The organism is Oceanirhabdus seepicola (genome assembly GCF_023684385.1).
In the GTDB taxonomy this organism is placed as follows: Bacteria; Bacillota; Clostridia; order Clostridiales; family Clostridiaceae; genus Oceanirhabdus; species Oceanirhabdus seepicola.
Window position 1 is genome coordinate 156,173 of the sequence record NZ_JAGSOJ010000006.1, and the last position, 24,910, is coordinate 181,082.

General features: G+C 31.6%; 22 protein-coding genes. 20 read left to right on the top strand and 2 right to left on the bottom strand.

The features are described from left to right. The 18 genes from KDK92_RS22535 (at position 1) to spoVAE (ending at position 17,222) form a co-directional block, all read left to right on the top strand. Complete coding sequence (locus KDK92_RS22535) at positions 1 to 1,245, top strand: O-antigen ligase family protein (protein ID WP_250861669.1); 1,245 nt, start codon at positions 1 to 3, stop codon at positions 1,243 to 1,245. Beyond that, entirely contained in the window at positions 1,229 to 1,894 is a 666-nt protein-coding gene (locus KDK92_RS22540; protein WP_250861670.1) for a sugar transferase, read from the top strand. The genes KDK92_RS22535 and KDK92_RS22540 overlap by 17 nt, the downstream gene beginning before the upstream one ends. A 9-nt stretch (positions 1,895 to 1,903) precedes the next feature. After that, on the top strand, positions 1,904 to 2,629 hold the full coding sequence (locus KDK92_RS22545) for a WecB/TagA/CpsF family glycosyltransferase (protein ID WP_250861671.1): 726 nt from the start codon (positions 1,904 to 1,906) through the stop codon (positions 2,627 to 2,629). Continuing rightward, positions 2,616 to 4,004: a flippase gene (locus KDK92_RS22550; RefSeq protein WP_250861672.1), complete on the top strand. Its 1,389-nt coding sequence runs from the start codon at positions 2,616 to 2,618 to the stop codon at positions 4,002 to 4,004. The genes KDK92_RS22545 and KDK92_RS22550 overlap by 14 nt, the downstream gene beginning before the upstream one ends. Positions 4,005 to 4,018: 14 nt before the next feature. Further along, complete coding sequence (locus tag KDK92_RS22555; RefSeq protein ID WP_250861673.1) at positions 4,019 to 5,152, top strand: glycosyltransferase family 4 protein; 1,134 nt, start codon at positions 4,019 to 4,021, stop codon at positions 5,150 to 5,152. A gap of 18 nt (positions 5,153 to 5,170) precedes the next feature. After that, positions 5,171 to 5,734, top strand: coding sequence for a nitroreductase family protein (locus KDK92_RS22560; RefSeq protein WP_250861674.1), 564 nt, complete (start codon positions 5,171 to 5,173; stop codon positions 5,732 to 5,734). A gap of 203 nt (positions 5,735 to 5,937) precedes the next feature. Beyond that, entirely contained in the window at positions 5,938 to 7,461 is a 1,524-nt protein-coding gene (gene hutH / locus KDK92_RS22565; protein WP_250861675.1) for a histidine ammonia-lyase, read from the top strand. A gap of 13 nt (positions 7,462 to 7,474) precedes the next feature. Then, on the top strand, positions 7,475 to 8,371 hold the full coding sequence (ftcD, locus tag KDK92_RS22570) for a glutamate formimidoyltransferase (RefSeq protein ID WP_250861676.1): 897 nt from the start codon (positions 7,475 to 7,477) through the stop codon (positions 8,369 to 8,371). A gap of 11 nt (positions 8,372 to 8,382) precedes the next feature. Next, complete coding sequence (gene hutI / locus KDK92_RS22575) at positions 8,383 to 9,621, top strand: imidazolonepropionase (RefSeq protein ID WP_250861677.1); 1,239 nt, start codon at positions 8,383 to 8,385, stop codon at positions 9,619 to 9,621. 116 nt (positions 9,622 to 9,737) lie between these two features. Beyond that, positions 9,738 to 10,382 (top strand): cyclodeaminase/cyclohydrolase family protein, encoded by a 645-nt coding sequence (locus tag KDK92_RS22580; RefSeq protein ID WP_250861678.1) that lies wholly within the window; start codon positions 9,738 to 9,740, stop codon positions 10,380 to 10,382. A gap of 17 nt (positions 10,383 to 10,399) precedes the next feature. Next, positions 10,400 to 11,617 carry a CD0519/CD1768 family membrane protein gene (locus KDK92_RS22585; RefSeq protein WP_250861679.1) on the top strand — a complete coding sequence of 406 codons (1,218 nt, stop codon included), beginning with the start codon at positions 10,400 to 10,402 and terminating at the stop codon, positions 11,615 to 11,617. A 132-nt stretch (positions 11,618 to 11,749) separates the two neighbouring features. Next, on the top strand, positions 11,750 to 13,474 hold the full coding sequence (locus KDK92_RS22590; RefSeq protein ID WP_250861680.1) for an Eco57I restriction-modification methylase domain-containing protein: 1,725 nt from the start codon (positions 11,750 to 11,752) through the stop codon (positions 13,472 to 13,474). 129 nt (positions 13,475 to 13,603) lie between these two features. Beyond that, entirely contained in the window at positions 13,604 to 13,939 is a 336-nt protein-coding gene (gene spoIIAA / locus KDK92_RS22595; RefSeq protein ID WP_250861681.1) for an anti-sigma F factor antagonist, read from the top strand. Positions 13,940 to 13,952: 13 nt separating this feature from the next. Next, the gene (gene spoIIAB / locus KDK92_RS22600; protein WP_250861682.1) at positions 13,953 to 14,372 is read left to right on the top strand and encodes an anti-sigma F factor; all 420 of its coding nucleotides are present in this window, start codon (positions 13,953 to 13,955) and stop codon (positions 14,370 to 14,372) included. A 23-nt stretch (positions 14,373 to 14,395) separates the two neighbouring features. Then, entirely contained in the window at positions 14,396 to 15,127 is a 732-nt protein-coding gene (gene sigF / locus KDK92_RS22605) for an RNA polymerase sporulation sigma factor SigF (protein ID WP_250861683.1), read from the top strand. A gap of 90 nt (positions 15,128 to 15,217) precedes the next feature. Beyond that, complete coding sequence (gene spoVAC, locus KDK92_RS22610) at positions 15,218 to 15,673, top strand: stage V sporulation protein AC (RefSeq protein ID WP_250861684.1); 456 nt, start codon at positions 15,218 to 15,220, stop codon at positions 15,671 to 15,673. Positions 15,674 to 15,814: 141 nt separating this feature from the next. Next, entirely contained in the window at positions 15,815 to 16,861 is a 1,047-nt protein-coding gene (gene spoVAD / locus KDK92_RS22615) for a stage V sporulation protein AD (RefSeq protein ID WP_250861685.1), read from the top strand. Between the two features lies 1 nt (position 16,862). Continuing rightward, positions 16,863 to 17,222: a stage V sporulation protein AE gene (gene spoVAE / locus KDK92_RS22620; protein ID WP_250861686.1), complete on the top strand. Its 360-nt coding sequence runs from the start codon at positions 16,863 to 16,865 to the stop codon at positions 17,220 to 17,222. Between the two features lie 42 nt (positions 17,223 to 17,264). Here spoVAE and KDK92_RS22625 read toward each other — a convergent pair whose 3' ends face one another. Continuing rightward, entirely contained in the window at positions 17,265 to 19,961 is a 2,697-nt protein-coding gene (locus KDK92_RS22625; RefSeq protein ID WP_250861687.1) for a transglycosylase domain-containing protein, read from the bottom strand. Between the two features lie 181 nt (positions 19,962 to 20,142). On the opposite strand from KDK92_RS22625, the gene yunB reads away from it, so the two are divergent. Both yunB and KDK92_RS22635 read left to right on the top strand, forming a co-directional pair. Next, positions 20,143 to 20,829, top strand: coding sequence for a sporulation protein YunB (gene yunB, locus KDK92_RS22630; protein ID WP_250861688.1), 687 nt, complete (start codon positions 20,143 to 20,145; stop codon positions 20,827 to 20,829). 119 nt (positions 20,830 to 20,948) lie between these two features. Then, positions 20,949 to 22,274 carry an alpha-amylase family glycosyl hydrolase gene (locus tag KDK92_RS22635; protein WP_250861689.1) on the top strand — a complete coding sequence of 442 codons (1,326 nt, stop codon included), beginning with the start codon at positions 20,949 to 20,951 and terminating at the stop codon, positions 22,272 to 22,274. Between the two features lie 284 nt (positions 22,275 to 22,558). Here the strand turns inward: KDK92_RS22635 and thrS are convergent, their stop codons facing one another. Further along, positions 22,559 to 24,526, bottom strand: coding sequence for a threonine--tRNA ligase (gene thrS, locus KDK92_RS22640; protein WP_250861793.1), 1,968 nt, complete (start codon positions 24,524 to 24,526; stop codon positions 22,559 to 22,561). Positions 24,527 to 24,910 lie beyond the last annotated feature (384 nt).

Below are 24,910 nucleotides of genomic sequence, written 5' to 3' on the forward strand. Positions count from 1 at the left end.
ATGGAAACTAAACTAAAAAAAATTAATGATTATTTGCTAGGAATTTTCTTGATAATTATGCCATTTAGTAACAGAGTAATTCCTATTATAAATGTAAGAATAAAGAGTGACATTATTCTCTTTATGTTCTTCTTGTTATTTTTCTGCAGAATAGTAATATTTAAGGATGAGAGAAGAGTATTTTTAAAATATCTAAAGAAGAGTTGTTCTTCACTCTTCTTTCTCTTTTTGCTAGCACTGTGTTTCATAATGTTTTTGAGTATCAGTTATAGTGCTTTTAAGGTTACTGCAGTAAAAGAAAGCTGTAGGTTTTTAACATATGTAATATTGATGATTATTATAGGATACGATTATTGTGAAGAGAAGTGGATAAAACCATTGATAAATTTGATTTTATTAATAGTGATAATTCAATGTATCATTGGAATAATTCAGTTTTCTACTGGAGCATTCATGATTTCAGATTTTAGTACAGAAGCTTATAGATTTAATAAAATTCACGGAACCTTTGAAAATCCGAATACATATGCTGGATTTTTAGTGCTTCTATTTTATCCTATAGCAGTATATAGTTTTCAAAAGATATTTAAAGAAAAGAAATATAGTTATGTTATTGTAATAATGCTTATAATGGTTAATTTAGCGTTCACTATGTCTAGAAATGGTGTTATAGGAATAGTATGTGGTGGGGTGATTTTAGCTATTATATACGATAAAAGAGCAATGTATGGAGTTGGAGCATTAGGAATTTTAGGCGCAATTGTATTGAAAAGTCGGAATATATTTGACATGGCATTAAATGATGGTAGATTAAGGTTGTGGAAATGCGCTGGAATGATAATAAGAGATAATCCAATAAAGGGGATAGGAAACGGTAACTTTAGAGAAACTTATAATATATATAGAATACATTACCCTGAAGTTAGCTTTCATTCTTTTCTTAATATGCCACCACATAATTCTTTTTTAAAAGTGTGGAGTGAACTTGGAATTACTGCATTAATAATTTTTATGAGTATAATATTATTTGGTGGTAAGAGCGTATATTTATGTGCTAAAGAATGTAAAAATTCCATTTGTAGATTATTTTTCACGGGATTTATGTGCAGTTTTATAGGTTTTCTATTTATGAATTTGAGTGATGATCTTTTCTTTGTACCTAAACTAACTACTTACTTTTGGATGTTTACGGCTTTGGCATGGGGATATGAGCAAAGGAGAATGAGTAATGATAAAAGACAATAAAGTAACATATGATTTTGAAAAAATAGATGAATATGAAGACATCAAACGTAAGGGGTTCCAATTCTTTCTTAAAAGAATAATGGACATTACTCTGTCAATTATAGGAATAGTAATACTTCTACCAGTATTTGCTTTAATTAGCATTGCTATTAAACTTGATAGTAAAGGTCCAGTTATATTTAAACAGAGTAGAGTAGGAAAGAATAATAAGAACTTTAAAATATTTAAATTTAGAACAATGAGACAAAATGCTCATAAAGAACAAAAACTAGAAATTGAAAATATACATGAGTTTGTTTTTCAAAGTGGAGAAGATCCTAGAATAACTAAAGTAGGGAAATTCCTTAGGAAAACTAGTCTTGATGAAATACCTCAATTGTTTAATGTATTGATTGGCAATATGAGTTTAGTAGGTCCAAGACCAGAAATAACTGAAGTAGTAGAACATTATCCGCAAGAATATAAGCAGAGACTTTTGGTTTTACCAGGAATAACAGGACTAGCTCAAATTAGTGGAAGAGGAGAAATAGAACTAGGAAAAACAATTTATTATGATTTAAAATACATTAAGAATTTTTCTGTATTTTATGATATTAAAATTCTTTTCAATACAATATTTTCTGTATTAAGAAAAGAAGGGGCAAGGTAGGTATTTAATATGGAAAACTACAGCAAAATTTTAGGATATAGTATTTATAATAAGGATATTAAATCATTAATTGATGACGAAATTGAATGGAATAGTAAAAAGGTAGTCCTTTCAGGCAATCCAGCAATATTATATGAAGGATTAAATGATAAAGAGCTTAATCAGCATTTTAAATCCAGTAATACTATTATTGTACCAGATGGTATTGGTACTGTTCTATTATGCAAACTGAAGAAAAAGAAATTAAAAGAAAAAATTGCAGGGATAGAAGTATTAACATCATTATTAAAGGTATGTTCTGAGAGAAATAAAAAGGTATATATATTGGGAGCAGATAAAGATACTTTAAATGAAGCTGTTAAAAACATTGCGTATAAATTCTCGGGTATTAACATTTGTGGATACCGTGATGGCTATTTTAAAGATACTGATAAAGTAATGGAAGAAATTAATGAGTGTTCACCAGATTTATTAGTAGTGGCACTAGGGTGTCCTAAACAAGAAAAGTTCATTTATGAAAACTTTAATAAAATGAATTTTAATATTGCAATGGGAGTTGGCGGAAGTATTGATATTCTTGGTGGGAAATTAAAAAGAGCACCTAAATGGATGATTAAGATTGGATTAGAATGGGCATATAGAGTAATAAAGGAACCTTTTAGAATAAAAAGATTAACTGTAATTCCAAAATTCATTTTAAGAGGATTGAAGGAAAAAGATAATGAATACAAATAGTAGTCTTAAAAAGAATCTCATGTATATGTTTGTTTGTACTATAGGGGTTCAAATAGTGAATTTAATAATAATCATATATATAAGTAGAGTATTGTCTGTTGATGTAGTTGGTTTGGTCAATTTAAGCCAAGCTATTATACTTTATTTTACCCTTTTAACACTCTTCGGATTTCAAACGCTTGGTTCTAAAGAAGTTGTAAAAAGTGTAGAAAAAGATGAGATAGTTTATTCAGTAATATCAATAAGAATGATTATTGCATTATTATCAATAGTGGTAATTGCAATTATAGCCATGTTAATGACAAAAGGAGAGAGTTTCAGCACAATATTATTATTATATTCTTTAACATTAATACCTTTATGTTTTAATCTTGATTGGTTCTTTACTGGCATATATGAAATGAAGCATAATGGAGTATTTAATGTAATAAAAGTAATAATACCATTATGTATTATTGTAGCGTTTCTTAAAAGTGATAGCGATGTATATGTTATACCAATTGCTTTTTTAATAGGATTGATTATGGCTGGATGTTATCATATTTATAAATTTAAAAGTAAGGGTTTTTCCTTTAGTAAAAGGGATAGAATGAAGCGCAAACTATTATTGACAATGGCTCTTCCATTTGTTATGACTAGTATACTATCTACAATCAATGGAAATGTTGATACAATAATGGTTGGAGAACTTTTGAATGAGCATGAACTAGGAATCTATTCGAATTCATATAAATTAATTTTCTTTCTCATAAGTATGATTGCAGTTTTATTTAATGTTACATATCCTAAGTTAACAAAACTTAAAGGACAGGAATTGAGAAGCTTCTTTGGATTGCTAACTAGAGTTGTAATTATGTTTGCAATACCTATTTCAATTGGAGGTTTCATCTTTTCAAAAGAGATACTGGTTTTATTATTTGGGAAAAAATATATTGAAGGAAGTATGACTCTTAAAATACTTATGATATATTTTATGGTTTTATTTATAAGAGAGTTATGTGCATACAGTTTAAATGCTTGGGGAAAAGAAAGAATTTATCTAAAGATAATAGGAATTTCAGCCATAGCAAATATTATAATAAATTATATTGCAATAACAAATATTGGAATAGAGGGAGCTGCATTATCAACGTTATTTTGTGAGATTATGACGTTTGTATTAATGGCATTAAGTGTTAGAGAAAATGTGAATTTATCTTATTTAAAAGAAACAATAAAAATATTACCAGCTATTTGTTTATTAACTGCTATTTTGATTGTTTTTAAAATAGCTGAAATTAATATAATTTTAGTTATCCCAATTAGTATTTTGGTGTACTTTGGGGTGTTGTACAAAAGTGGGTATCTGAATACATTACGTACATTTTTAAAATAGATTGGAGAAAGAATATGGTTAATTATTGTGTTTTATATCCTAATACTAGTAATGTAAATCTTGTGAAAGATATGGGAATGATTCCATATAAACTTTATAAGTCATATGGGTATAATTCTTGGATTACATGTTATAACCAAGACGAATATTCCTATTTAGAAGATGAAGTTAAAGGACTTAAGATAGAATTTCTAAAAAAAATATTTAATAATTATATATTAGATGGATGTTTATATTTATTAAAAAATAGTAAGAAAATCGATATACTTCAAATATTCCATATGACATCATATTCAGTAGTATATTCAATGGTTTATAAGTTCTTTAACAGGAAAGGGAAGATCTATCTTAAACTTGATTGCAGTGAAAAGCTGATCGAACGATTAGATAGTATGAACACTATAGAGAGAAAATTTATTGAAGCTTACTTAAAAAGAGTTGATATTATAAGCGCTGAACAGGAGAGACTCATAGAACCATTAAAAGAGAGATTTGGTGAGTTTGGAAGTAAACTTATTCATATTACAAATGGTGTAGACTTAGATTGGGTAAATGAGATTAATAATGAAGAAAAGTTTGAGAAAGAAAATTCATTTCTTCACGTGGCTAGATTAGGATCAGAAGAGAAAAAAACAGAGAATATTTTAAAGGCATTTAAAGAATTCTCTAAAACCAATACCAATTGGAAATTAGTATTGGTGGGTCCAATGGAGGAGAGGTTTAAAAAGTTCTATAAAATATTTTTAGAAGAAAATAAGGATTTAAATGATAGAATCATTTATAAAGGAGAAATAAGAGAGAGAAAAGCTCTTTATAATATCTATAAAAAGACAAAAGCATTTATACTAAATTCAGAATTTGAAAGTTTTGGTTTTGTTCTTATTGAAGCAGCATTATTTAAAAATATGATAATATCAACGGATGTTGGAGTTGCAGAAGAATTAAAGATTCATGGAAATGTTGAAATTATAAAATATGATGATATAAAAGTCATTAAGGATGCCATGGTGAAAGTGGTGAATGATAAAGATATAGAAGAGAAAGGGATAGAAAATAGAGAACTTATCGAGAAGAAATATAATTATGATGTTATTATAAAAAAATTGAAGAGTTCTTTTGATAAAAGTATTAATTCATGCAAACAATAAACTCAAAGGAGTGATTGTATGGATTTTTATAATGTAATAGAAAATCGAGTAAGTTACAAGAAATTTAAGAATGATAGTATTGATAGAGATAGTCTTCAGAGAATGATAAATAGTGCTATGAATTCTCCATCGTATAAAAATAATACTTCATATAAGATAATAATAGTTGAAGATGATAATATCAAAAACTCTTTAAGTAACTGTATAAGAAATAGTACTTCTGAAATGAGTGAAGCTGTGAAAGATACACCAGTAACATGTGTAGTTATTGGAAAACCAGAAAATTCAGGAGTTATGAATGGCAAAGATTTTTACCTTATGGATGGAGCAATAGCTATGGAACATTTTGTTCTTAGTGCAGCGGCAGAAGGATACGGTACTTGTTGGGTAACTGAATTTGATGAAAACGAAATAAAAAGAATGTTAAATATCCCTTCAGACTATAAAGTAATCGCTCTAACACCAGTAGGAAAACCTAATGAAACTAAAGAATCACATGTAAAAAAAGATGTAAGAGAATATGTTTTTATGAATGAATTTAATGAACCATTTACAATTAATGATAGCGCCCTAAAATATTAAAAAAGCGAAACATTCTCAATTCTCCGTTTTTTTAGCACGGTTTGCCGTGCTTCTTTTATGTTTTAATTGCTATGGTATGATAAAGTGATAACAGAGGTTATATATTCAGAAAATTCTGATAATTATGTTTTGGGTTTTTTTGATGTACAATAAAGAAAATTTATAATTTTTATAATATTGAGAAAATTAAGGAGGTAAATTAAATGGGGAAAATAGTAATAGATGGGAAGAGTTTGACGATAGAAAAGGTTGTACATATTGCTAGAGGGAATGAAGAGGTTATTATCAGTGAAGATGCATATGACAAAGTAAGGGAATCAAGAAAAATAGTTGATGAAATAGTTAAGAATGATGTGGTTAAATATGGAATAACAACTGGGTTTGGTAAGTTCGCGGATGTTACAATCACACAAGAAGATTGTAAAACCTTACAAAGGAACCTCATAATATCACATGCATGTGGTTTTGGTGAACCATTTTCCATTGATGAAACAAGGGCTATAATGCTTCTAAGAATCAATAATCTTGTTAAAGGGTACTCTGGGATTAGAGTTGAAACTTTAAATACATTAATTGATATGTTGAATAAGGGAGTTACACCTATAATACCTCAGAAAGGATCGTTAGGAGCTTCAGGCGATTTAGCACCTTTAGCCCATATGGTATTACCAATGTTGGGAGAAGGGGAAGCAGTATTTAATGGGGAGCGAATGACTGGTAAAAAAGCAATGGAACTAGCAGGAATTGATATAATTGAACTAACTGCTAAAGAAGGGCTTGCTTTAATAAATGGAACACAAGTTATGACTGCTGTGGGTGTATTAGCTTTATATGATTCTAAGATATTACTTGAAGCTGCAGATATAACATCAGCATTAACATTAGAAGCTTTAAGAGGTATAAGGGATGCCTTTAACCCAGCAATACATGAAATTAGACCTCATCAAGGGCAAATTAATACTGCAGAGAATATGCTTAAACTTGTGGAAGGAAGTACTTTTATTACTTCACAAGGGGACATAAGAGTACAGGATGCATATTCATTAAGATGCATACCGCAAGTTCATGGAGCATCAAAAGATGCATATAGGTATGTAAGAGAAAAAGTTGAAATTGAGATAAATTCAGTTACCGATAATCCTATTATTACTAGGGAAGGAGAGGTATACTCCGGTGGTAATTTCCATGGTCAACCAATGGCAATAATATTTGATTTCCTTGGTATCGCAATGTCTGAGATTGGGAATATTTCAGAACGAAGATTAGAGCGATTAATAAATTATCAGTTAAATGATCTACCTGCATTTTTAGTTAAAAAGGGTGGTTTAAACTCTGGATATATGATAACTCAATATGCTGCAGCTGCATTAGTATCTGAGAATAAGGTACTAGCACATCCAGCTTCAGTTGATTCGATTCCTTCTTCAGCTAATCAGGAAGATCATGTTAGTATGGGAACAATTGCAGCTAGAAAAGCTAGAGACATAATTAATAACACATATAGGGTTGTAGCAACAGAGATGATGGCTGCATGTCAAGCTATAGACTTTAGAGAAGGATTTAAGCTTGGGGAGGCAACACAAACTGCTTACAATGAGATTAGAAAAGAAGTACAATTTATAGAAGAGGATATTGTAATGTATAAAGATCTTGATTTATGTACAGAGTTATTGAAAAGCGAGAAAATCAATAATGCTGTTAATGATATAATTAAAATTAACATTTAGGAGGAGAAGAATTATGGCAAAGTTAATTGAATGTATACCAAATTTTAGTGAAGGAAGAGATTTGGAGAAAGTTGAAAAAATAGTAAATGTATTGAGAGGAAGAGACGGAGTCAAACTTCTTGACTACTCATCAGATAGTGATCACAATAGGACAGTTGTCACAGTGATAGGGGATCCTGCTAAATTAGAGGAGGCTATAGTAGAATTCGCTGGAGTTGTTTATGAAAATATAGATATGACAAAGCATGAGGGTGGTCATCCAAGAATGGGAGCATTAGATGTTGTTCCATTTGTACCAATAAGTGATGTAACAATGGATGAATGTAAAGAAATGGCTAATAGGGTTGGAGAAAAAATTGGAGAGATGTATAGTGTGCCTGTATACTTATATGAAGAAGCAGCTACTGCAACTCATAGAAAGAATCTAGCAAAAGTTAGGAAAGGTCAATATGAAGGATTCTTTGAGAAAATAAAAGAAGAACAATGGAAACCTGATTTTGGTCCAATAGAAATGAATGAGAAGTCAGGATGTACAGCAATAAGTGCTAGAGTGCCACTAGTTGCATTCAATGTGAATCTTGGTACAGATAACCTAGAAGTTGCAACAAAGATAGGTAAGGTTGTTAGACATATAGGTGGTGGATTAAGATATGTTAAGGCAATGGGTGTTATGCTTGAGGAGAGAAATATCGCACAAGTATCAATGAATCTTGTTAATTATGAAAAAACTGCTGTATATAGAGCATTTGAAATGATTAAGATGGAAGCTAAGAGATATGGAGTACCAGTTGTGGGAAGTGAGGTTATAGGGCTAGTTCCAATGGCTGCATTAATAGGATGTGCTGAATACTATCTTCAGATTGAGAACTTCTCTATGGATCAAATTTTAGAAAAGAGAGTTATGGAATAGGAGGGATATAATTGTCTATTATCATTAAAAACATAGATTGTCTTGTGACTTGTAAAGGTGAAGGACCTAAAAAAGGCAAAGAGATGATGGAAGCTGGAATAATTGAGAATGGATTTATAGTAATTGAAGAAGATAGAATAATAAAAATAGGTAGTGGTGATGGGTATAAGGAACATATTAAGAACCACACAGAGATTATAGATGGAAGAGGTAAAACCGTTACACCAGGATTGATAGATTGTCATACTCATGTTGTTTATGGTGGGTCAAGAGAAAGAGAACTTCCACTAAAATTAAAAAAAGTTGGATATATTGAGATATTGAAAAGTGGTGGTGGAATATTAAGCTCTGTAAGACACACAAGGGAAGCCACTACAGCAGAGTTAGTTGAACAAGCGGAAAAGAGACTAGATACTATGTTAGCTCACGGGACAACAACAATTGAGAGTAAATCAGGGTATGGGTTAGATTTTGAGAGTGAGATAAAGTGTTTAGAGGTAAATAAAATATTGAATGAGAAACACCATATTGATATTGTATCTACATTCTTAGGGGCTCATGCAATACCTATGGAGTATAAAGAAGATAGAGAAAAATATATAAACATTGTAATTAACCAGATGTTACCTCATGTTGCTGAGAATAATCTTGCAGAGTATATTGATGTGTTCTGTGAAAAAGGGGTATACACAGTTGAAGAATCAAGAAGAATATTAAAAGCAGGTCAGGAAAAGGGACTTAAGGCCAAAATTCATGCTGATGAAGTTGTATCAATTGGAGGGGCAGAACTAGCTGGTGAAGTTAAAGCAGTATCAGCTGAACATCTTGTTGCAATTTCAGATGATGGAATTAAATCCTTGAGTGATAATAATGTAATTGCTGTATTATTACCTTCGACTTCATTCTATTTAATGTTAGATCATTTTGCAAAAGCTAGAAAGATTATTGAAGGTGATGTGGCAGTAGCACTTTCAACAGATTGTAATCCAGGAACATCTCCTACTGAATCATTACAAACTGTGATGACATTTGCATGTTTTGGAATGGGAATGTTTCCAGAAGAAATAATAAATGCTATGACATATAATGCAGCTTGTGCTATTAACAGGCAAGATGAAATAGGAAGTATTGAGATAGGGAAAAAGGCTGATGTTGCTATTTTTGATAGTAAGGATTTGAATTATTTAATGTATCATTTTGGAATTAATCAGATAGATAAAGTAATCAAAGATGGAAAAATCGTAATATAAAAATTAATCAAAAAAATCTTATTTTTTTTTATTGACAGAAATACCTGTATCCCCCATAATGAAATCGTTAAGAAAAATTTTCTGAGTATTTTCATGTTAATTAAGGAGGAATAGCCATGCTAGATAACAAAAAAGTCAATGAATTCATTGATGAGTTGGCATCGAATTCACCTGCTCCAGGTGGTGGAAGTGTTGCAGCGTTGAGTGCAAGTATTGGAGCTGCTTTAACATCAATGGTTTTTAGCTTAACGGTAGGGAAAAAAGCTTACAAAAATATGAGTGAAGAGGATCAGAAACGAGTAGATAATACTCTTGAAGAGGCTCAAGCACTTAAGGATGAATTTTTAACCCTTATGAATAAGGATACTGAGGAATTCATGGAAGTAATGAAAGCTTACAAGCTACCTAAAGAGACTGATGAGGAAAAGGCTTTAAGGAAAGAAAAAATTGAGGAAGCATATAAGAGAGCTATGCTTATTCCAATGATTGTTGGAGAAAAATCATTTGATATGTATAACCTTATAGAAACAGCATGTGAACTTGGAAATAAGAATGCTATTTCAGATGCAGGTGTTGCTGCATTGATGATTCAGAGCGCAATAGAAGGTGCTGTATTAAATGTTAAAATAAATCTTACTGCTATAAGTAATGAGCAGTTTAAGAATGAGACTATAGAAAAATGTAATCACATAGTAAATCAAGGTAAGTTGAAATGTGAAAAAATTCAATCAATAGTAAATGAAAAAATCGGAATAAATTAATACTCGGGGGAACAGGTATGAACAATCAAGTAGTGAATATTAATCCAGAAGTTATTGAGCCGGTAGTAAATAATAAAAGGGTTAAAAAAGCAATTGGTTTTGAAGGGTTTATTGCATTATTTTTGTTTTTAGGATTTTTTACGTATTTAGGCTCTGTCATGGGAACAGCAAATATGCTACAGACTATGATGAATACAGCCTTTGATTTATTGATAAACACTGTATTTTATATAATGGCAATTTCAGTTTTAGCAGGTGCCGTAGCAGCTATTTTAACAGAGTTTGGAATTGTTGCATTAATTAATAAATGTTTATCTCTTTTAATGAAACCACTTTATAACCTTCCAGGAGCAGCGGCGCTTGGAATGGTAACAACTTATCTTTCAGATAATCCGGCTATACTAACATTAGCTAGTGATAAAGGATTTAAGAAATATTTTAAGAAGTTTCAATTACCAGCATTAACTAATATGGGTACAGCTTTCGGAATGGGACTAGTAGTTACTACTACTATGGCAATAAAAGTATCATCTACTGGAGAAAGTATGGCAACCGCTGCACTTGTAGGAAATATAGGAGCTGTAGTTGGGAGTATTGTATCGGTTAGAATAATGATGATATTCACTAAGAAACGATTTGGAACAGAAGAGATGGCTGTTGAAAGTAATGGCGATGATTTAGATGTTATGAAGTTCAGAGAAGTTAGAGAAGGAAGTGTTTCATCTAGATTACTAGAAGCAATGCTTGATGGTGGTAAAGCAGGGGTGGAGCTTGGAATGGGCATAATTCCTGGAGTGCTTATAATATGTACAGTGGTAATGATGCTAACATATGGAGTGCCAGATGGAGGGTACACTGGAGCTGCATTCGAAGGAGTTAGACTTCTTCCTGCTATAGGAGAAATAGGGATATTTAAGACCATATTTGGATGGTTATTTGGATTTACAAGTGGAGAAGCACTAGCTTTCCCTATTACAGCATTAGGTGCTGTTGGAGCCGCTTTAGGTCTTGTTGATCCATTACTTAAAAGTGGAACTATAGGTGGAAATGAGATTGCAGTATTCACAGCAATGGGAATGTGTTGGAGTGGATACTTAAGTACACATGTAGCAATGATGGACGGGCTTGGATGTAGAGACCTTACTGGTAAGGCTATATTGAGTCATACAGTTGGAGGTCTCTGTGCAGGAATTTCTGCCCACTGGATATATGTATTGATTACATCTTTGTTTTAATATTTGAGAATAAAACACTTGAAAAGAAATTTTCAAGTGTTTTTTTATACTTGAGAATAAAAAATAAAGGGGATAAGCAATTTTTATAGAATAAGAAAGGGTGGTGTATAATTCAATTGGGGTGAATAACTTATGGGGTTTAAAAATGATGTTTTAGAGACATATGATTCTATACGAGGAGAAAAAACAGAATATTTTGAAAAGATACAGTTGATAGAATTATTAAAAAATAAGTATGAGATAAAAGGAAAAATTGGGGAGTTCTATTTAAAAAAATGTGTTCATGGGAATAAAGAAAAAGGAAGAGTATATACACCACCACATATTGTAGCATATATGGTAAAAAAACATGTAAATAACTTAAGTTTTAATAAGCATAAAAATATAAAAATCTGTGATCCGTCATGTGGTGCAGGGAATTTTATATTTGAGGTTATAGCTCAGTTGATTGAATTGTTTTCAAAAGGTGAAACAATGAAACCACGATGTAAGGAGTGTGTAGTGGAATATATTCTTAAAAACAATATCATTGGATACGATATCGATGAAGTTGCATTAGCTATATTACAAATGGATGTTTATTATAAATATAGGCATTTTATAGATAAAATATATAATGTAGATTATCTTCTTAATGATAAGGAAAAATATGATATAATAATTGGAAATCCTCCTTATATAGGGCATAAGAGTATATCAAAAGAATATAGAAAAATACTTAAAGAAAAATATAGTAATATTTATATGAATAAGGGTGATGTTTCATATTGTTTTTTGTACGAAGCTTTACAAAACACAACTGATAAAGGGAAAATAATATTCATAACATCTAGATATTTTATGGAGTCATTAAGTGGAGAAAAGCTTAGAGATGAGTTGTTGGAAGTAGAAGGATACATACAAATAACTGATTTTTACGGACTTAGACCATTTAAAGGTGTGGGTATAGATCCTGTGATAATAAATATTGATAAAGAAGTAAAAAATCAGTCTCATGTTTCTGTAATAAAACCTGAAATAGTAAATGGTGAAGTTGATAGAGAATTCACAAAAAAACTATTAAATGCTGGTGGATATTATGGAGAGTTTACTGTAGGAAAAGAAAGACTTGAAAAAAGTAAATGGATGTTAATAAATGAAGAACAGCAAAATATTATAAATAAAATAAATTGTAATAGTAATAAAACAATTGATGAAATTGCTGAATTTTATCAAGGAATAATTACAGGGTGTGATAAAGCATTTATAATACATGATGAAAATACTGAGAAAATTGAAGAGTACCTTTTGAGAAGATGGATAAAAAATAGCTCTATTAATAAGTCAAAGATTTATAAGAGTGACAAGTGTTTAATATACTCAGATATAATAAGAGAAAAGGATATAAATGAAGGTAATGTTATTAAACATTTAAGGAAATATGAAGATAAGCTAAAAAAAAGAAGAGAGTGTATTAATGGAGTAAGAAGATGGTACGAGTTACAGTGGGGAAGAAATATAGAAATTTTTGAAGGAGAAAAAATAATATTCCCATATAAAAGTGCAAGTAATAGATTCGCAGTAGATTATGGAAGTTTCTTCAGTGCTGATATTTACTGTATTAAATTTAAAGATGAAGCATATCATTATGAAAGATTATGCAGTCTTTTCAATTCAAAATTATATGAGTTTTATATGAAGTGTGTGTGCAAAAAATTAGGAAATGATCTTTATGAGTATTATCCAAATTCTTTGAAAAAAATAAAATTATTGAATATTTTTTTCGAGAAAGAGACTATTTCTGATGAAAAAATATATGATTATTTATCTTTAAACAAAGAGCAAATAAACATAATAGAAAATTCATGCAAATACTAATAAAAATGTATAATAAACAATAAAATGGATATAATCAAAAATAAATTACTAATAATTGAAGGATTCTTGACTTTTTTAACGAATTATATAAAAGGAAATATATGTAAATAATCGATAGGGGGAGTGAAAATGCATTTAGACTTTTATATAGTAAAAGATCATCTGGTTATTAAATTATTTGGTGAATTAGATCACCATAATGCTATGGAAGTGAGAACTAAGATAGATGATAAAATTGATAGAGAAAAGATTTATAAGGTAATTATCGATTTTAGGGATGTATCATTTATGGACAGTTCAGGGTTAGGTATGTTGATAAACAGATACAAGAAGGTTATTGAACATGGTGGAGAACTCAATATAGTTAACACCAATGAAAGAGTAGACAAAATCTTTAGTGTATCTGGAATTTACAAGATTATCAAAAAGATTGACTCTATTGAGAGTATTGTTAGTAATTTTTAGTGGGGGGATAAATATGCAAAAGAATAGTATGAGACTAGAATTTTTAAGTAAATCAATTAATGAGGGGTTCGCACGTGTAGCTGTGGCGAGTTTTATATCAATTTTGGATCCTACAATTGATACCCTTGCTGACATTAAAACAGCAGTTTCTGAGGCTGTAACAAATAGCATTATTCATGGATATGGTCATGAAGATGGGAAAGTAATTATCGAATGTACTATTGAGAACAGTGATATTGAAATAAAAGTTATGGATGAGGGGAATGGTATCAAAAATATTGAACTTGCTATGGAACCATTATATACTTCTAGGCCTGATTTAGAACGATCAGGAATGGGATTTACAGTTATGGAGACATTTATGGATGAGTTAAAAGTTGAATCAGAATATGAAAAAGGAACATGTGTTGTAATGAGAAAACATATCAATTAGGAAATATGGAACGGGTGAATTAGATGGACAAAAAATATAGTAATAATCTAGAACTTCTAAAAGAAGCAAAAAAGGGGAATAAAGAAGCCCTTGATAATATCGTTGAAAATAATCTTCCACTTGTGACTTCTATTTGTAAGAAATTTATAAATAGAGGTTATGAGTACGATGATTTATTTCAGATAGGGTGTATAGGTCTTGTAAAAGCTGTATCAAATTTTGATGATAGTTATGGTGTTAAATTTTCAACTTATGCTGTTCCAATGATTATGGGTGAAATAAAGAGATTCTTCCGTGATGATGGAATAATAAAGGTTAGTAGAAGTGTTAAAAAGCAAGCAAGGCAGTTACATTATGATAGAGAAACCCTAACTAATGAACTAGAGCGTGATCCAACAGTAAAAGAGTTGTCCGAATATTCTGGAATTCCTAGAGAAGAAGTTATCGTTGCACTTGAATCTAGTGCTGGTATGAATTATTTGTACGACACAATACATCAAGATGATGGGTCACCAGTACTTCTCATTGATAAAATTGCAAATAAGAAAGATAATAGTGTTAAATTAATTGACAAAATTGCTTTAAAAGAAGCAATAAGGCAATTAGATTCGAGAGGAAGACAGGTAATAATATTAAGGTACTTTAAAGATAAAACGCAAGTACAAGTTGCAAAGAAGTTAGGGATAAGTCAAGTTCAGGTATCAAGAATTGAAAAGAAAGTTCTCGGTCAAATAAAAGAAAAAATAAGTGGATAAAATCTGCTTGCTTTTTTCTTTTATTTTTTTTATTATTTTCTTGAAAATTACACAAAATAATAGAAAGTAGTAAAAGCGGAGGTGTACACTGTGAAAGATGAAATACTTAAAGAATCATATAGGAAGCATAATGATGTAAGTAAACCTAAACCAAATTTGGTTTCCCACTGTATTAAGGCATTCATTGTAGGAGGGTTATTTTGTGTTCTAGCACAATTAATCAATGATATTTACCTTATGATAAACATTTCAGAAGAGAATGTAGGGTTACTAGTTACAATTACAATGGTGTTTATAGGTGCGCTACTTACTGGAATAGGTATTTATGATAAAATAGGAGAATTCGCAGGAGCGGGCTCTATAGTGCCTATTACTGGATTTGCAAATTCAATTGTATCTCCTGCAATGGAATTCAAGAAAGAGGGTTTTGTTTTTGGTGTTGGAGCAAAAATGTTTACAATTGCAGGACCTGTACTTATTTATGGTATAAGTTCATCTGTACTTTTAGGAATTATATATTATTTTACTAAACTTTTAGGTTCATGAAAAAAATAAACAAGTCAGATTGCGAAGTAATTTTGAGTATTTTCTAGGAACTTAATCACGCGCATACTGACTGTATGTGAGTGATTGAGTAACGACGAAAATAGGCAAAAGGACGAGTAAGATGACTAGTTTATTTTTTGAATGTACCTTAAAATTAAGAAAAGCGGTGAGAACGTGAAAAATCATATTGGAAAACAAAGTATTATTCTTCGTAATAAACCTAGTATTATTTCAACATACAGTACTGTTGGTCCTAAAGAAGGAGCAGGTCCACTGGGGAAATATTTTAATTCTGTATTAAATGATGATATGGACGGGCAGATGTCATATGAAATGGCAGAAAGTCATATAAGCCATACTACAATAATGAAATGTATAAATGGAGTAGGATTAGAGGACAAAGATATTGATTACATATGTGGTGGGGATCTCTTAAATCAATTGACTGCTACTACATTTGCATCAAGAGATTTTGATATTCCACTTATTGGGCTTTATGGAGCGTGCTCTACAATGACTTTAGCTTTATGTGTAGCTAGTATACTTATAGATGGTGGATATGGATCATATGCAATAGCTGAGGCTTCATCTCATTTTTCATCAGCTGAGAGGCAGTTTAGAGCTCCTTTAGAAATGGGAGGACAAAGAAGTCCTACTGCTCAATGGACTGTTACAGGGTCAGGGGCTATGCTTCTAGGTATGGGAAATGGGCATCCCAAAGTTACCCATGTAACATTTGGTCAGGTAAAAGATTTTGGGGAAAAAGATCCTACTAATATGGGAGGTGCTATGGCACCAGCAGCTGTGCACACAATAAAAACTCATTTTGAAGACACAGGATTTCTCCCTAAAGATTATGATATCATCGCTACAGGTGATTTAGGGATTGTCGGACGGAAAATTACTGAGGAAATGCTTCTTGATCTAGGGTATGATGTTAGGGATATTTATATGGATTGTGGAGAGAGTATATTTGATATTGAAGATCAGAAAGTTAATTGTGGAGGGAGTGGTGCAGGGTGCTCAGCCGTTGTGGCTAGCAGTTATTTATATGAAAAATTAAAAAATAAAACTGTAAAACGTATACTTCTTGTATCAACAGGAGCATTGTTAAGTACTACTACTTCACTACAAGGAGAGAGTATACCTGGAATAGCACATGCTATCACTATAGAAAGCGAGGATTAATATGTATAATTATATAGCTTCCTTCCTTGTTGGAGGAACAATATGTGTTATTGCACAAATATTAATGGATAAAACTAGTTTAACACCAGCGAGAATATTAGTATCATTTGTAACTATTGGAGTTATACTTGGTGGCGTTGGAATATATGGGAAAATTGTTGAGGTAGGGAAATTTGGAGCTACATTACCTTTGCCGGGATTTGGATTTACGCTTGCTAAAGGGGTTATGGAAGAAGTTGATAAAGTTGGACTAATTGGTGCTTTTACTGGAGGGATTAAAGGAAGTGCTGGAGGTATAACGGCAGCTATAGTGTTTGGTTATATTATGGCGTTGATGTTTAATTCAAAAACTAAATATTAATAGATTCAAATAGCGAGAAGTATAAAACTTCTCGCTATTTTTTTAATCAATATTATTTTCAGTACTATTATCAACTTCAGTATCATCATCTATATCTGAAGTGCTGTTATTGTTCAATTCATTTGGATTTCCAATATCATTTGGGTTTCCAATATCATTTATGCTTTCTGAGTCGTTATCTTTTTCATCATCTTTTTTTCTATCAGGACCCCATAGGTCTAAGATTCGCTTAAGGTCTTCATCCATAGGTTCTTCCTCAGTTGGAGCAACATACTTTTGATCTAAAAGAGTGTATGGTTCTTTATCAGGTCCAGTAAATGGAAGGGATTCTCTTTTAATATAGACCTTTTCTATTATGTCAATAGGAGCAGTGTATTCAGTTACTAGATAATCTTTACCATCTTTAGTAACTACCTCTACTAATTCATGAACATTGTCGTGCTCAGTTGGTACTGTTCCATCAATGAATAATTCTTCGTAAATTCTATTTTTACGAGGATCCTTGGATGTCAACTCTGATGGTAGAGTACCAGAATCCTTTGAAATCTTAGCCTTTTTAATTCTATTAGGCATTTCGACAGCCGCTTTGTTTTCAAGTCCCTCATGAATTGGTTGCATTATTTTATTCCAGATTCCTGCAACGCTATTGCTTCCAAAATAATTTCCAGATTTATATTGAATCTGAGAATAATCATCGTTTCCAACCCAAACGGAACAAGAGTAATAAGGAGTAAAACCTGTAAACCATAAATCTTTACGATCAGCTGAAGTTCCAGTTTTACCTCTGGTATCCATACCACTTAACATAGCTCTCGTACCTGTACCTACACCAGGAGTAGTAACTGGTTCTTTAAGAAGATCATACATTATATATGAAGCTTCAGGAGAGAGTATTTTTCTAGTTGATCTTTCAGGTTCAAGAATAATCTCACCATTATTATCCACAACCTTTGAATAAACTAAAGGTGAAGTCGTAACTCCATTGTTACCAAAAGCACCGTATGCACTTGCAAGAATTAATGGATTAGCTCCAGAAGTACCGCCTTCTACAGTTAACTGACCAAGTGCAAGAGAAGCAATACTATTTTCATCAACAGTATTAATTTTGAGACCGAATTTTCTTCCATACTCAGCTGAAGTTGATAATCCAACTTTATCAACAACTTTTAAAGCTACTGTATTTTTGGATTCTTTTAAACCATAACGCATATTTAAATATCCAGAATATTTATTAGGTGCATTACGAGGATACTGAGCAATTTTTCCACGTTTCCAAGTGTTAGATACGTTATATTTTTTTCTTGTTTCTTCATCAAGAGGAGAATCTTCAATTATCGTTCCTGCTGTAAGCTTCTTAGTATCAATTGCAGGACCGTAAACTGTAAGGGGTTTAATAGTAGATCCTGGAGCTCTTAAGAAGTCAGTAGATGCTGCTCTGTTATAAGAAAGTGGGTCTTGATCACCACGTCCACCGATTATTACTTTAACTTCACCAGTTCTATAATCCATTACAACTGTTGATGCTTGCAAATCTTGTTGAACTGGGGTTAGATCACTATTTCTTGGGAATAGATAATCAGAAGCTTTAGTTTTGTCGCTACTTAGTTCATCATTTAATATACTCTGAGTATTATCTTGCCATTCTTTATTCATTGTAGTGTATATTTTTAAGCCGCCGTTTGCTAAAAGATTGTATATTTCATCCTGGCTTTTCCCTTGCTTTTTGAAATCTTCAGTAACAGTATCGATAACTTTTCTTGAGAACCATTCGTATTGCATCTCGTTATATACACCGGTACTGAAATCAAATGTAACTGCAACTGTATCGTCTTTGATTTTGTCTTTTGTAGCTATATCATATTCTTCTTGAGTTATGCTACCTAATTCTAACATCTTATTAAGAACTGCTAGGGTTCTTTGAGAATAGAATGTATTTGAACCATTTGTTGCTGAATTATGAGCTAAACTATAAGACTTTGATGGGTTTTGAGCCGCACTAGCAATAAATGCACATTCAACAAGATCTAACTCGCTTAGTTCTTTACTGAAGTATTGATTAGCAGCTGACTTTATACCATAAGCTTTTCCACCAAGTGGAAGCGTGTTTAAATATGCTTCTAATATTTTTTTCTTAGAAAGCTCATCATCTAACTGCCAAGCAAGATACATTTCCTGAACTTTTCTTTCGATATTTATTCTATCTTCAAGTGAACTTTGTAGAAACATTCTTTGCTTAACAAGTTGTTGAGGTATTGTAGAAGCTCCTTGAAAGCTACCATATGGTTTGCCAGTTATTTTATTAAATAAAGATTTAACATTACTTTTCATAGCACCTGCAAAACGGTACCAATCAATGCCGTGATGATCGAAAAAACGTTCATCTTCAATAGCAATAAATACGTTTTGTAAATTAATAGGTACTTGATTGATAGATACATTCTCTCTACTCTTAAGTGTTATGTATTCATCAATTAAATTTCCTTCATCATCATAAAACTTAGCTGGTTCATCAAGCTTAAGTATTTTCTCAACATTTAATGGAGGAGCTGTTTTTATCATTGCCAGTCCTACACCAGCCATTGCTACGCCTGAAACTAAAATTAATATTAAAAGTGTAATTAAAGTTACTTTGATAACTTTTTTGTATCCACCACTTTTTTTCTTATTATTCTTTTTACCATTTGAAGAGTGATTTTTAATATCACTGTTTTTACCCTTAGGTTTCTTAGTATTTCTCATAAGAACCTCCTTATTTTTTAAGACAATATAGCAGCATAAAATCAATATACAGAATTATTATATCATAAATATCAATAGGGGTATAATTTCAAAGATTAATATATTGTTAATATTAAACTTATATCAATATTTTGGTCTTTTCGAACATACATTATACAAAAACAGGAATTAAGGTGGGGCTATGGGGTATAAAAAACGAATTAGAAAGAAAAAAAGTTTTAGAAGAAAACTTGTAATCATTCTTATAATCATTTTTATATTATCTACAGTTTTCATATATCTATTTGACCATATTGTTACGCCAACTGTAATGGCGGTTTCAGAAGCAGAAATGAAAGCAAAGTCTTTAGAAGTGATTAATAAGTCCATTATTGATGAGTTCACAGAGAACTTTGATTATAACGAGGTTATAACTATTGAAAGGGATAATGATGGAAGTATTGTATTGTTGAAAGCTGATACCTTGAAGTTAAATAAGATAGCGTGTACTGTTGCACTTAAGTCACAAACAGAGTTAAATGAGTTAGGTAATGTGGGAATAAAGCTACCAATTGGATACATAACCAGAAATAATATTTTATCATATTTAGGGCCACCCATAACAGTTAAGATGCAACCTCTAGGATATGTAGAGGCAAATTATATTTCTAATTTTGAATCAGCGGGAATAAATCAAACTAGGCATAAGATTTATGTGAATGTTAAAAGTAGGGTGAGAATAATCCTACCTCTGATGAGCAAAGACATAGAGGTTAGCCACCAAATTGCTATTGCAGAAACAATTATTGTAGGGAAAGTACCTGAAACGGCGTTACAACTTAATTTGGATAAAGCAGGATTTAATTTGAACTCAGCTGGAAGCCTGTAATGAAAACGTTTGCATTGTAGGAGTGTTTCTGTTAAATTAATATTATAGAGCACATAAAAAATAAGTGACATTATTAAATATTTTTAATATGTTTAAGAGACTTGAGAGGAGAAACGAGTATGGCTATAGATAGCAAGAAAACTCTAAGAAATAAACTGATATATGAGGTTTATGTTAGAAACCATAAAGGAAATGGTACATTTAAAGATGTTATAGATGATCTTGATAGAATGAAAGAACTAGGTGTTGATATTGTTTGGTTCATGCCTATTCATCCAATAGGGCAAAAGAATAAAAAGGGTGATATGGGTTGCCCTTATTCAATAGCTGATTTTACAAAAGTCAACCCAGAATACGGAACAGAAGAAGATTTTAAGGAAACTATAAATGAAATACATAAAAGAGATATGTTATGTATGATTGATATTGTATTCAATCACACTTCACATGATGCAAAATACCTTCAGGAGCATCCAGAGTATTATTATAGAAAGCCAGATGGAAATCTAGGTGGTAAGGTGGCTGATTGGTCAGATATAACAGACCTTGATTACAACAATAAAGACCTTTGGGGTGATCAGATAGAAGCCTTAAAAAAATGGTCTGGAATAGGTGTTGATGGATTTAGATGTGATGTAGCACCATTTATTCCAATGGATTTCTGGATGAGAGCTAGAAGAGAAATTGGAGAGATAAACAAAGATACAGTATGGCTTGCAGAAACTGTACATCCTCATTTCTTACAGATGGTGAGAAATGCAGGATTCTACGTGGCTTCTGATTGTGAAACATACTCAGCGTTTGATATAACTTATGATTATGATGGACAAGAGAAATGGATGCAATATCTAATGGGAGAAATTCCACTAAATGAATACCTGAATGTATTGAGAAGTCAAGAATCAACAAATCCTGATAATTATGTGAAATTGAGATTTGTTGAAAATCATGATAATCCAAGAGCTAAGAAGATTATTTCAAACGATATCCTTCTTGAGAATTGGACATCATTTATGTATTTCCAAAAGGGATGTCCAATGTTATATGCAGGACAAGAGATGAAAGATAGTAACTTACCTGATCTTTTTACAAAGGATATGGTTAATTGGAATGAAGGAGAAGAAGATTTTGTTGATTTCTTAAAAACATTGGGAAAGATAAAAAAAGATGATATATTTGCAGATGGAATGTATAAGGTATGCAGAGCATCAGTAGATGGGGTAATATATGCAGCATATAAGAAGGGTGAAAGAACTCTAGTTGGAATCTTTAATGTTGAAGGTAAGATTGGAGAATTATCATTAAAAGACAGGGAACATCATCAGATATTTGAACTAGATATTAAAGATGGTTTTTATGAAGAACTTATTTATGGTGAAAAAATCGAAGTTAAGGACGGAAGAATAAATCTATCTCAGAAACCAGTAATTTTTGAAGTACTATAAAATATAAAAACATAGTTGACAGTGGACAACGATTAACATTTCACTCCGTGAAACTTAATATTAGTTTTCCTTGGACAAAAGAATTATACTCGTTTCATTTTAAGGAAACATTGTATTTAAACTACAATATTTTATAATAAGATAAAATGAGTAAAAACCTCTTGTCCAAAGAACAAAAAAATGTAGGTTCTGACCTAAGTCAGAACCATCCATCACTATCCATTATCAATTATCAATTATCAATTATCCATTATACATTTGTTAAAAAAGGCCAAAGGCCTTTTTTATTTACTCTCTTCTTGCTTACTCTCGTAATTTAAAGTTCTTTCAGCAACTTCATCCATTATTCTGTGTATGAAAGTTTTTAAATCTTGAGCGCCTTCATCGCCATTAACTCTACTTCTTACAGAAACTTTACCTTCTTCAGCTTCTTGCTGTCCAACAACAAGAAGATAAGGTACTCTCTCAAGTCTAGCTTCTCTAATTTTATAACCAATTTTCTCAGCTCTTTCATCTATTTCAACTCTAATACCATATTTTTGAAGCTCATTCATTACTTCATGTGCATAATCATGATATTTTTCAGAAAGAGGAAGTATTTTAGCTTGAACTGGAGCTAACCAAGTTGGGAACGCACCAGCGTATTTTTCAATAAGCATAGCAAGAGTTCTCTCGTAACAACCTATAGATGTTCTATGGATTATTATTGGATGCTTTTTCTGACCATCTTTATCAACGTAAGTCATTTCAAATCTTTCTGCTAATGCAAAATCAACTTGAACAGTAATAATAGTATCTTCTTTTCCGTGAACATTTTTAAATTGTATATCAAGTTTTGGTCCGTAGAACGCAGCTTCGCCTTCAACTTCAACATAATTTAAACCAATATGGTCTAGAATATTTCTCATGTTATCTTGAGTTCTTTCCCAATCTTCTTCAGAACCAATATATTTCTTCTTATTATTCGGATCCCACTTAGAGAATTGGTAAGTTACATCATCTTGAATTCCAAGTGTATTCATCATATAGTTTACTAAATCGATAACTCCTCTGATTTCATCTTCAAGTTGATCATTAGTACATACTAAGTGTCCCTCAGAAATTGTGAATTGTCTTACACGAATAAGACCATGCATCTCTCCAGATGACTCATTTCTAAATAAAGTTGAAGTCTCACCATATCTTAAAGGAAGGTCTCTATAACTTCTTTGTCTATTTTTATAAGCCATAAATTGGAATGGGCATGTCATTGGTCTTAATGCCATAACATTCTCTTCATCTTCTTTATCGCCAATTATAAACATTCCATCTCTGTAATGATCCCAGTGACCTGAAACTTTGTATAAATCACTTTTTGCCATTAATGGTGTTTTAGTTAAATGGTATCCTCTTCTAGCTTCCTCATCTTCTACAAATCTTTGAAGCAGTTGAACAACCTTTGCTCCTTTAGGAAGAAGTATTGGTAATCCTTGACCAATTAAATCAGAAGTAGTGAATAATTCAAGCTCTCTACCTAATTTGTTATGGTCTCTTTTTTTAGCTTCTTCAAGTTGGTGTAAATGTTCCTCTAGAAATTTAGCTTTAGGGAATGATACTCCGTAAATTCTCTGAAGCATTTTATTATTCTCATCTCCACGCCAGTAAGCAGCAGTACTACTTAATAACTTCATTGCTTTAACTGCTTTAGTACTTGGAAGGTGAGGTCCTCTACAAAGGTCTACAAAATCTCCTTGTTTGTAGAAAGAAATAATTTCTCCCTCAGGAAGATCCTCAATAAGTTCAACCTTATAGTCTGCTCCTTTTTCCTTCATAAGAGCGATTGCCTCTTCTCTAGGAAGTTCGAATCTTTCAATTGAAAGATTTTCTTTAACAATAGCTTTGATCTCTTTTTCAATCTTCTCAAGATCACTTGCATCGAAAGTCTGATCTATATCGAAGTCATAATAAAAACCTCTATCTATAGTTGGCCCTATTGCTAATTTGCATTCAGGATATAGTCTTTTAACAGCTTGTGCCATGATATGAGCACTAGTGTGTCTGAACACGTCTTTTCCCTTTTCATCATCGAATTTTAGAATATTAATTTCACATTCTTCCTCGATAGTTTTGTTAAGATCCACAACTATTCCGTCCATTTCAGCTGCAACTGCTTCTTTTGCTAATCTACCACTAATAGACTTTGCAAGAGATAGTATAGTTGTGCCTCTTTCCACCTCTTTTACTGATCCATCTTTAAGTTTAATATTGATTATACTCATTTTACTACCTCCTTTTAAATTATTTTATTATAAAATAAAAAGAGCCAAATCGTCATTAAGGGACGATTGGCTCGTGGTTCCACCCAAATTAATTCAGGATGTTGAAAAGTTTCAATCTCTGCGTCACTGCGATTCTCTGTGCTACTCAAGTACCTTTGTACACTCCGCTGTTCGTTCATCGCGTTCCTTGACCTTGAAGCTTTTCAACATCCTGAAACTCTAAAGAACAAAACATAAGAATGAATCAATACTCGGCGTCACTGGGACTCTCTGTGCTGCTCGAAAAAATTCAACAAATGAATTTATCTCATTATGATAACGGCTAGGCCGGTGATATTTCCCTAATGTGTATAAGGTAATGAATCACACTCAAGGGGA

Excerpts from the sequence above, each read along its gene's own strand:
- KDK92_RS22535 (WP_250861669.1), top strand. The coding sequence starts at position 1 with ATGGAAACTAAACTAAAAAAAATTAATGATTATTTGCTAGGAATTTTC.
- KDK92_RS22540 (WP_250861670.1), top strand. The coding sequence starts at position 1,229 with ATGATAAAAGACAATAAAGTAACATATGATTTTGAAAAAATAGATGAA.
- KDK92_RS22545 (WP_250861671.1), top strand. The coding sequence starts at position 1,904 with ATGGAAAACTACAGCAAAATTTTAGGATATAGTATTTATAATAAGGAT.
- KDK92_RS22550 (WP_250861672.1), top strand. The coding sequence starts at position 2,616 with ATGAATACAAATAGTAGTCTTAAAAAGAATCTCATGTATATGTTTGTT.
- KDK92_RS22555 (WP_250861673.1), top strand. The coding sequence starts at position 4,019 with ATGGTTAATTATTGTGTTTTATATCCTAATACTAGTAATGTAAATCTT.
- KDK92_RS22560 (WP_250861674.1), top strand. The coding sequence starts at position 5,171 with ATGGATTTTTATAATGTAATAGAAAATCGAGTAAGTTACAAGAAATTT.
- hutH (WP_250861675.1), top strand. The coding sequence starts at position 5,938 with ATGGGGAAAATAGTAATAGATGGGAAGAGTTTGACGATAGAAAAGGTT.
- ftcD (WP_250861676.1), top strand. The coding sequence starts at position 7,475 with ATGGCAAAGTTAATTGAATGTATACCAAATTTTAGTGAAGGAAGAGAT.
- KDK92_RS22580 (WP_250861678.1), top strand. The coding sequence starts at position 9,738 with ATGCTAGATAACAAAAAAGTCAATGAATTCATTGATGAGTTGGCATCG.
- KDK92_RS22585 (WP_250861679.1), top strand. The coding sequence starts at position 10,400 with ATGAACAATCAAGTAGTGAATATTAATCCAGAAGTTATTGAGCCGGTA.
- KDK92_RS22590 (WP_250861680.1), top strand. The coding sequence starts at position 11,750 with ATGGGGTTTAAAAATGATGTTTTAGAGACATATGATTCTATACGAGGA.
- spoIIAA (WP_250861681.1), top strand. The coding sequence starts at position 13,604 with ATGCATTTAGACTTTTATATAGTAAAAGATCATCTGGTTATTAAATTA.
- spoIIAB (WP_250861682.1), top strand. The coding sequence starts at position 13,953 with ATGCAAAAGAATAGTATGAGACTAGAATTTTTAAGTAAATCAATTAAT.
- sigF (WP_250861683.1), top strand. The coding sequence starts at position 14,396 with ATGGACAAAAAATATAGTAATAATCTAGAACTTCTAAAAGAAGCAAAA.
- spoVAD (WP_250861685.1), top strand. The coding sequence starts at position 15,815 with ATGTACCTTAAAATTAAGAAAAGCGGTGAGAACGTGAAAAATCATATT.
- spoVAE (WP_250861686.1), top strand. The coding sequence starts at position 16,863 with ATGTATAATTATATAGCTTCCTTCCTTGTTGGAGGAACAATATGTGTT.
- KDK92_RS22625 (WP_250861687.1), bottom strand. The coding sequence starts at position 19,961 with ATGAGAAATACTAAGAAACCTAAGGGTAAAAACAGTGATATTAAAAAT.
- yunB (WP_250861688.1), top strand. The coding sequence starts at position 20,143 with ATGGGGTATAAAAAACGAATTAGAAAGAAAAAAAGTTTTAGAAGAAAA.
- KDK92_RS22635 (WP_250861689.1), top strand. The coding sequence starts at position 20,949 with ATGGCTATAGATAGCAAGAAAACTCTAAGAAATAAACTGATATATGAG.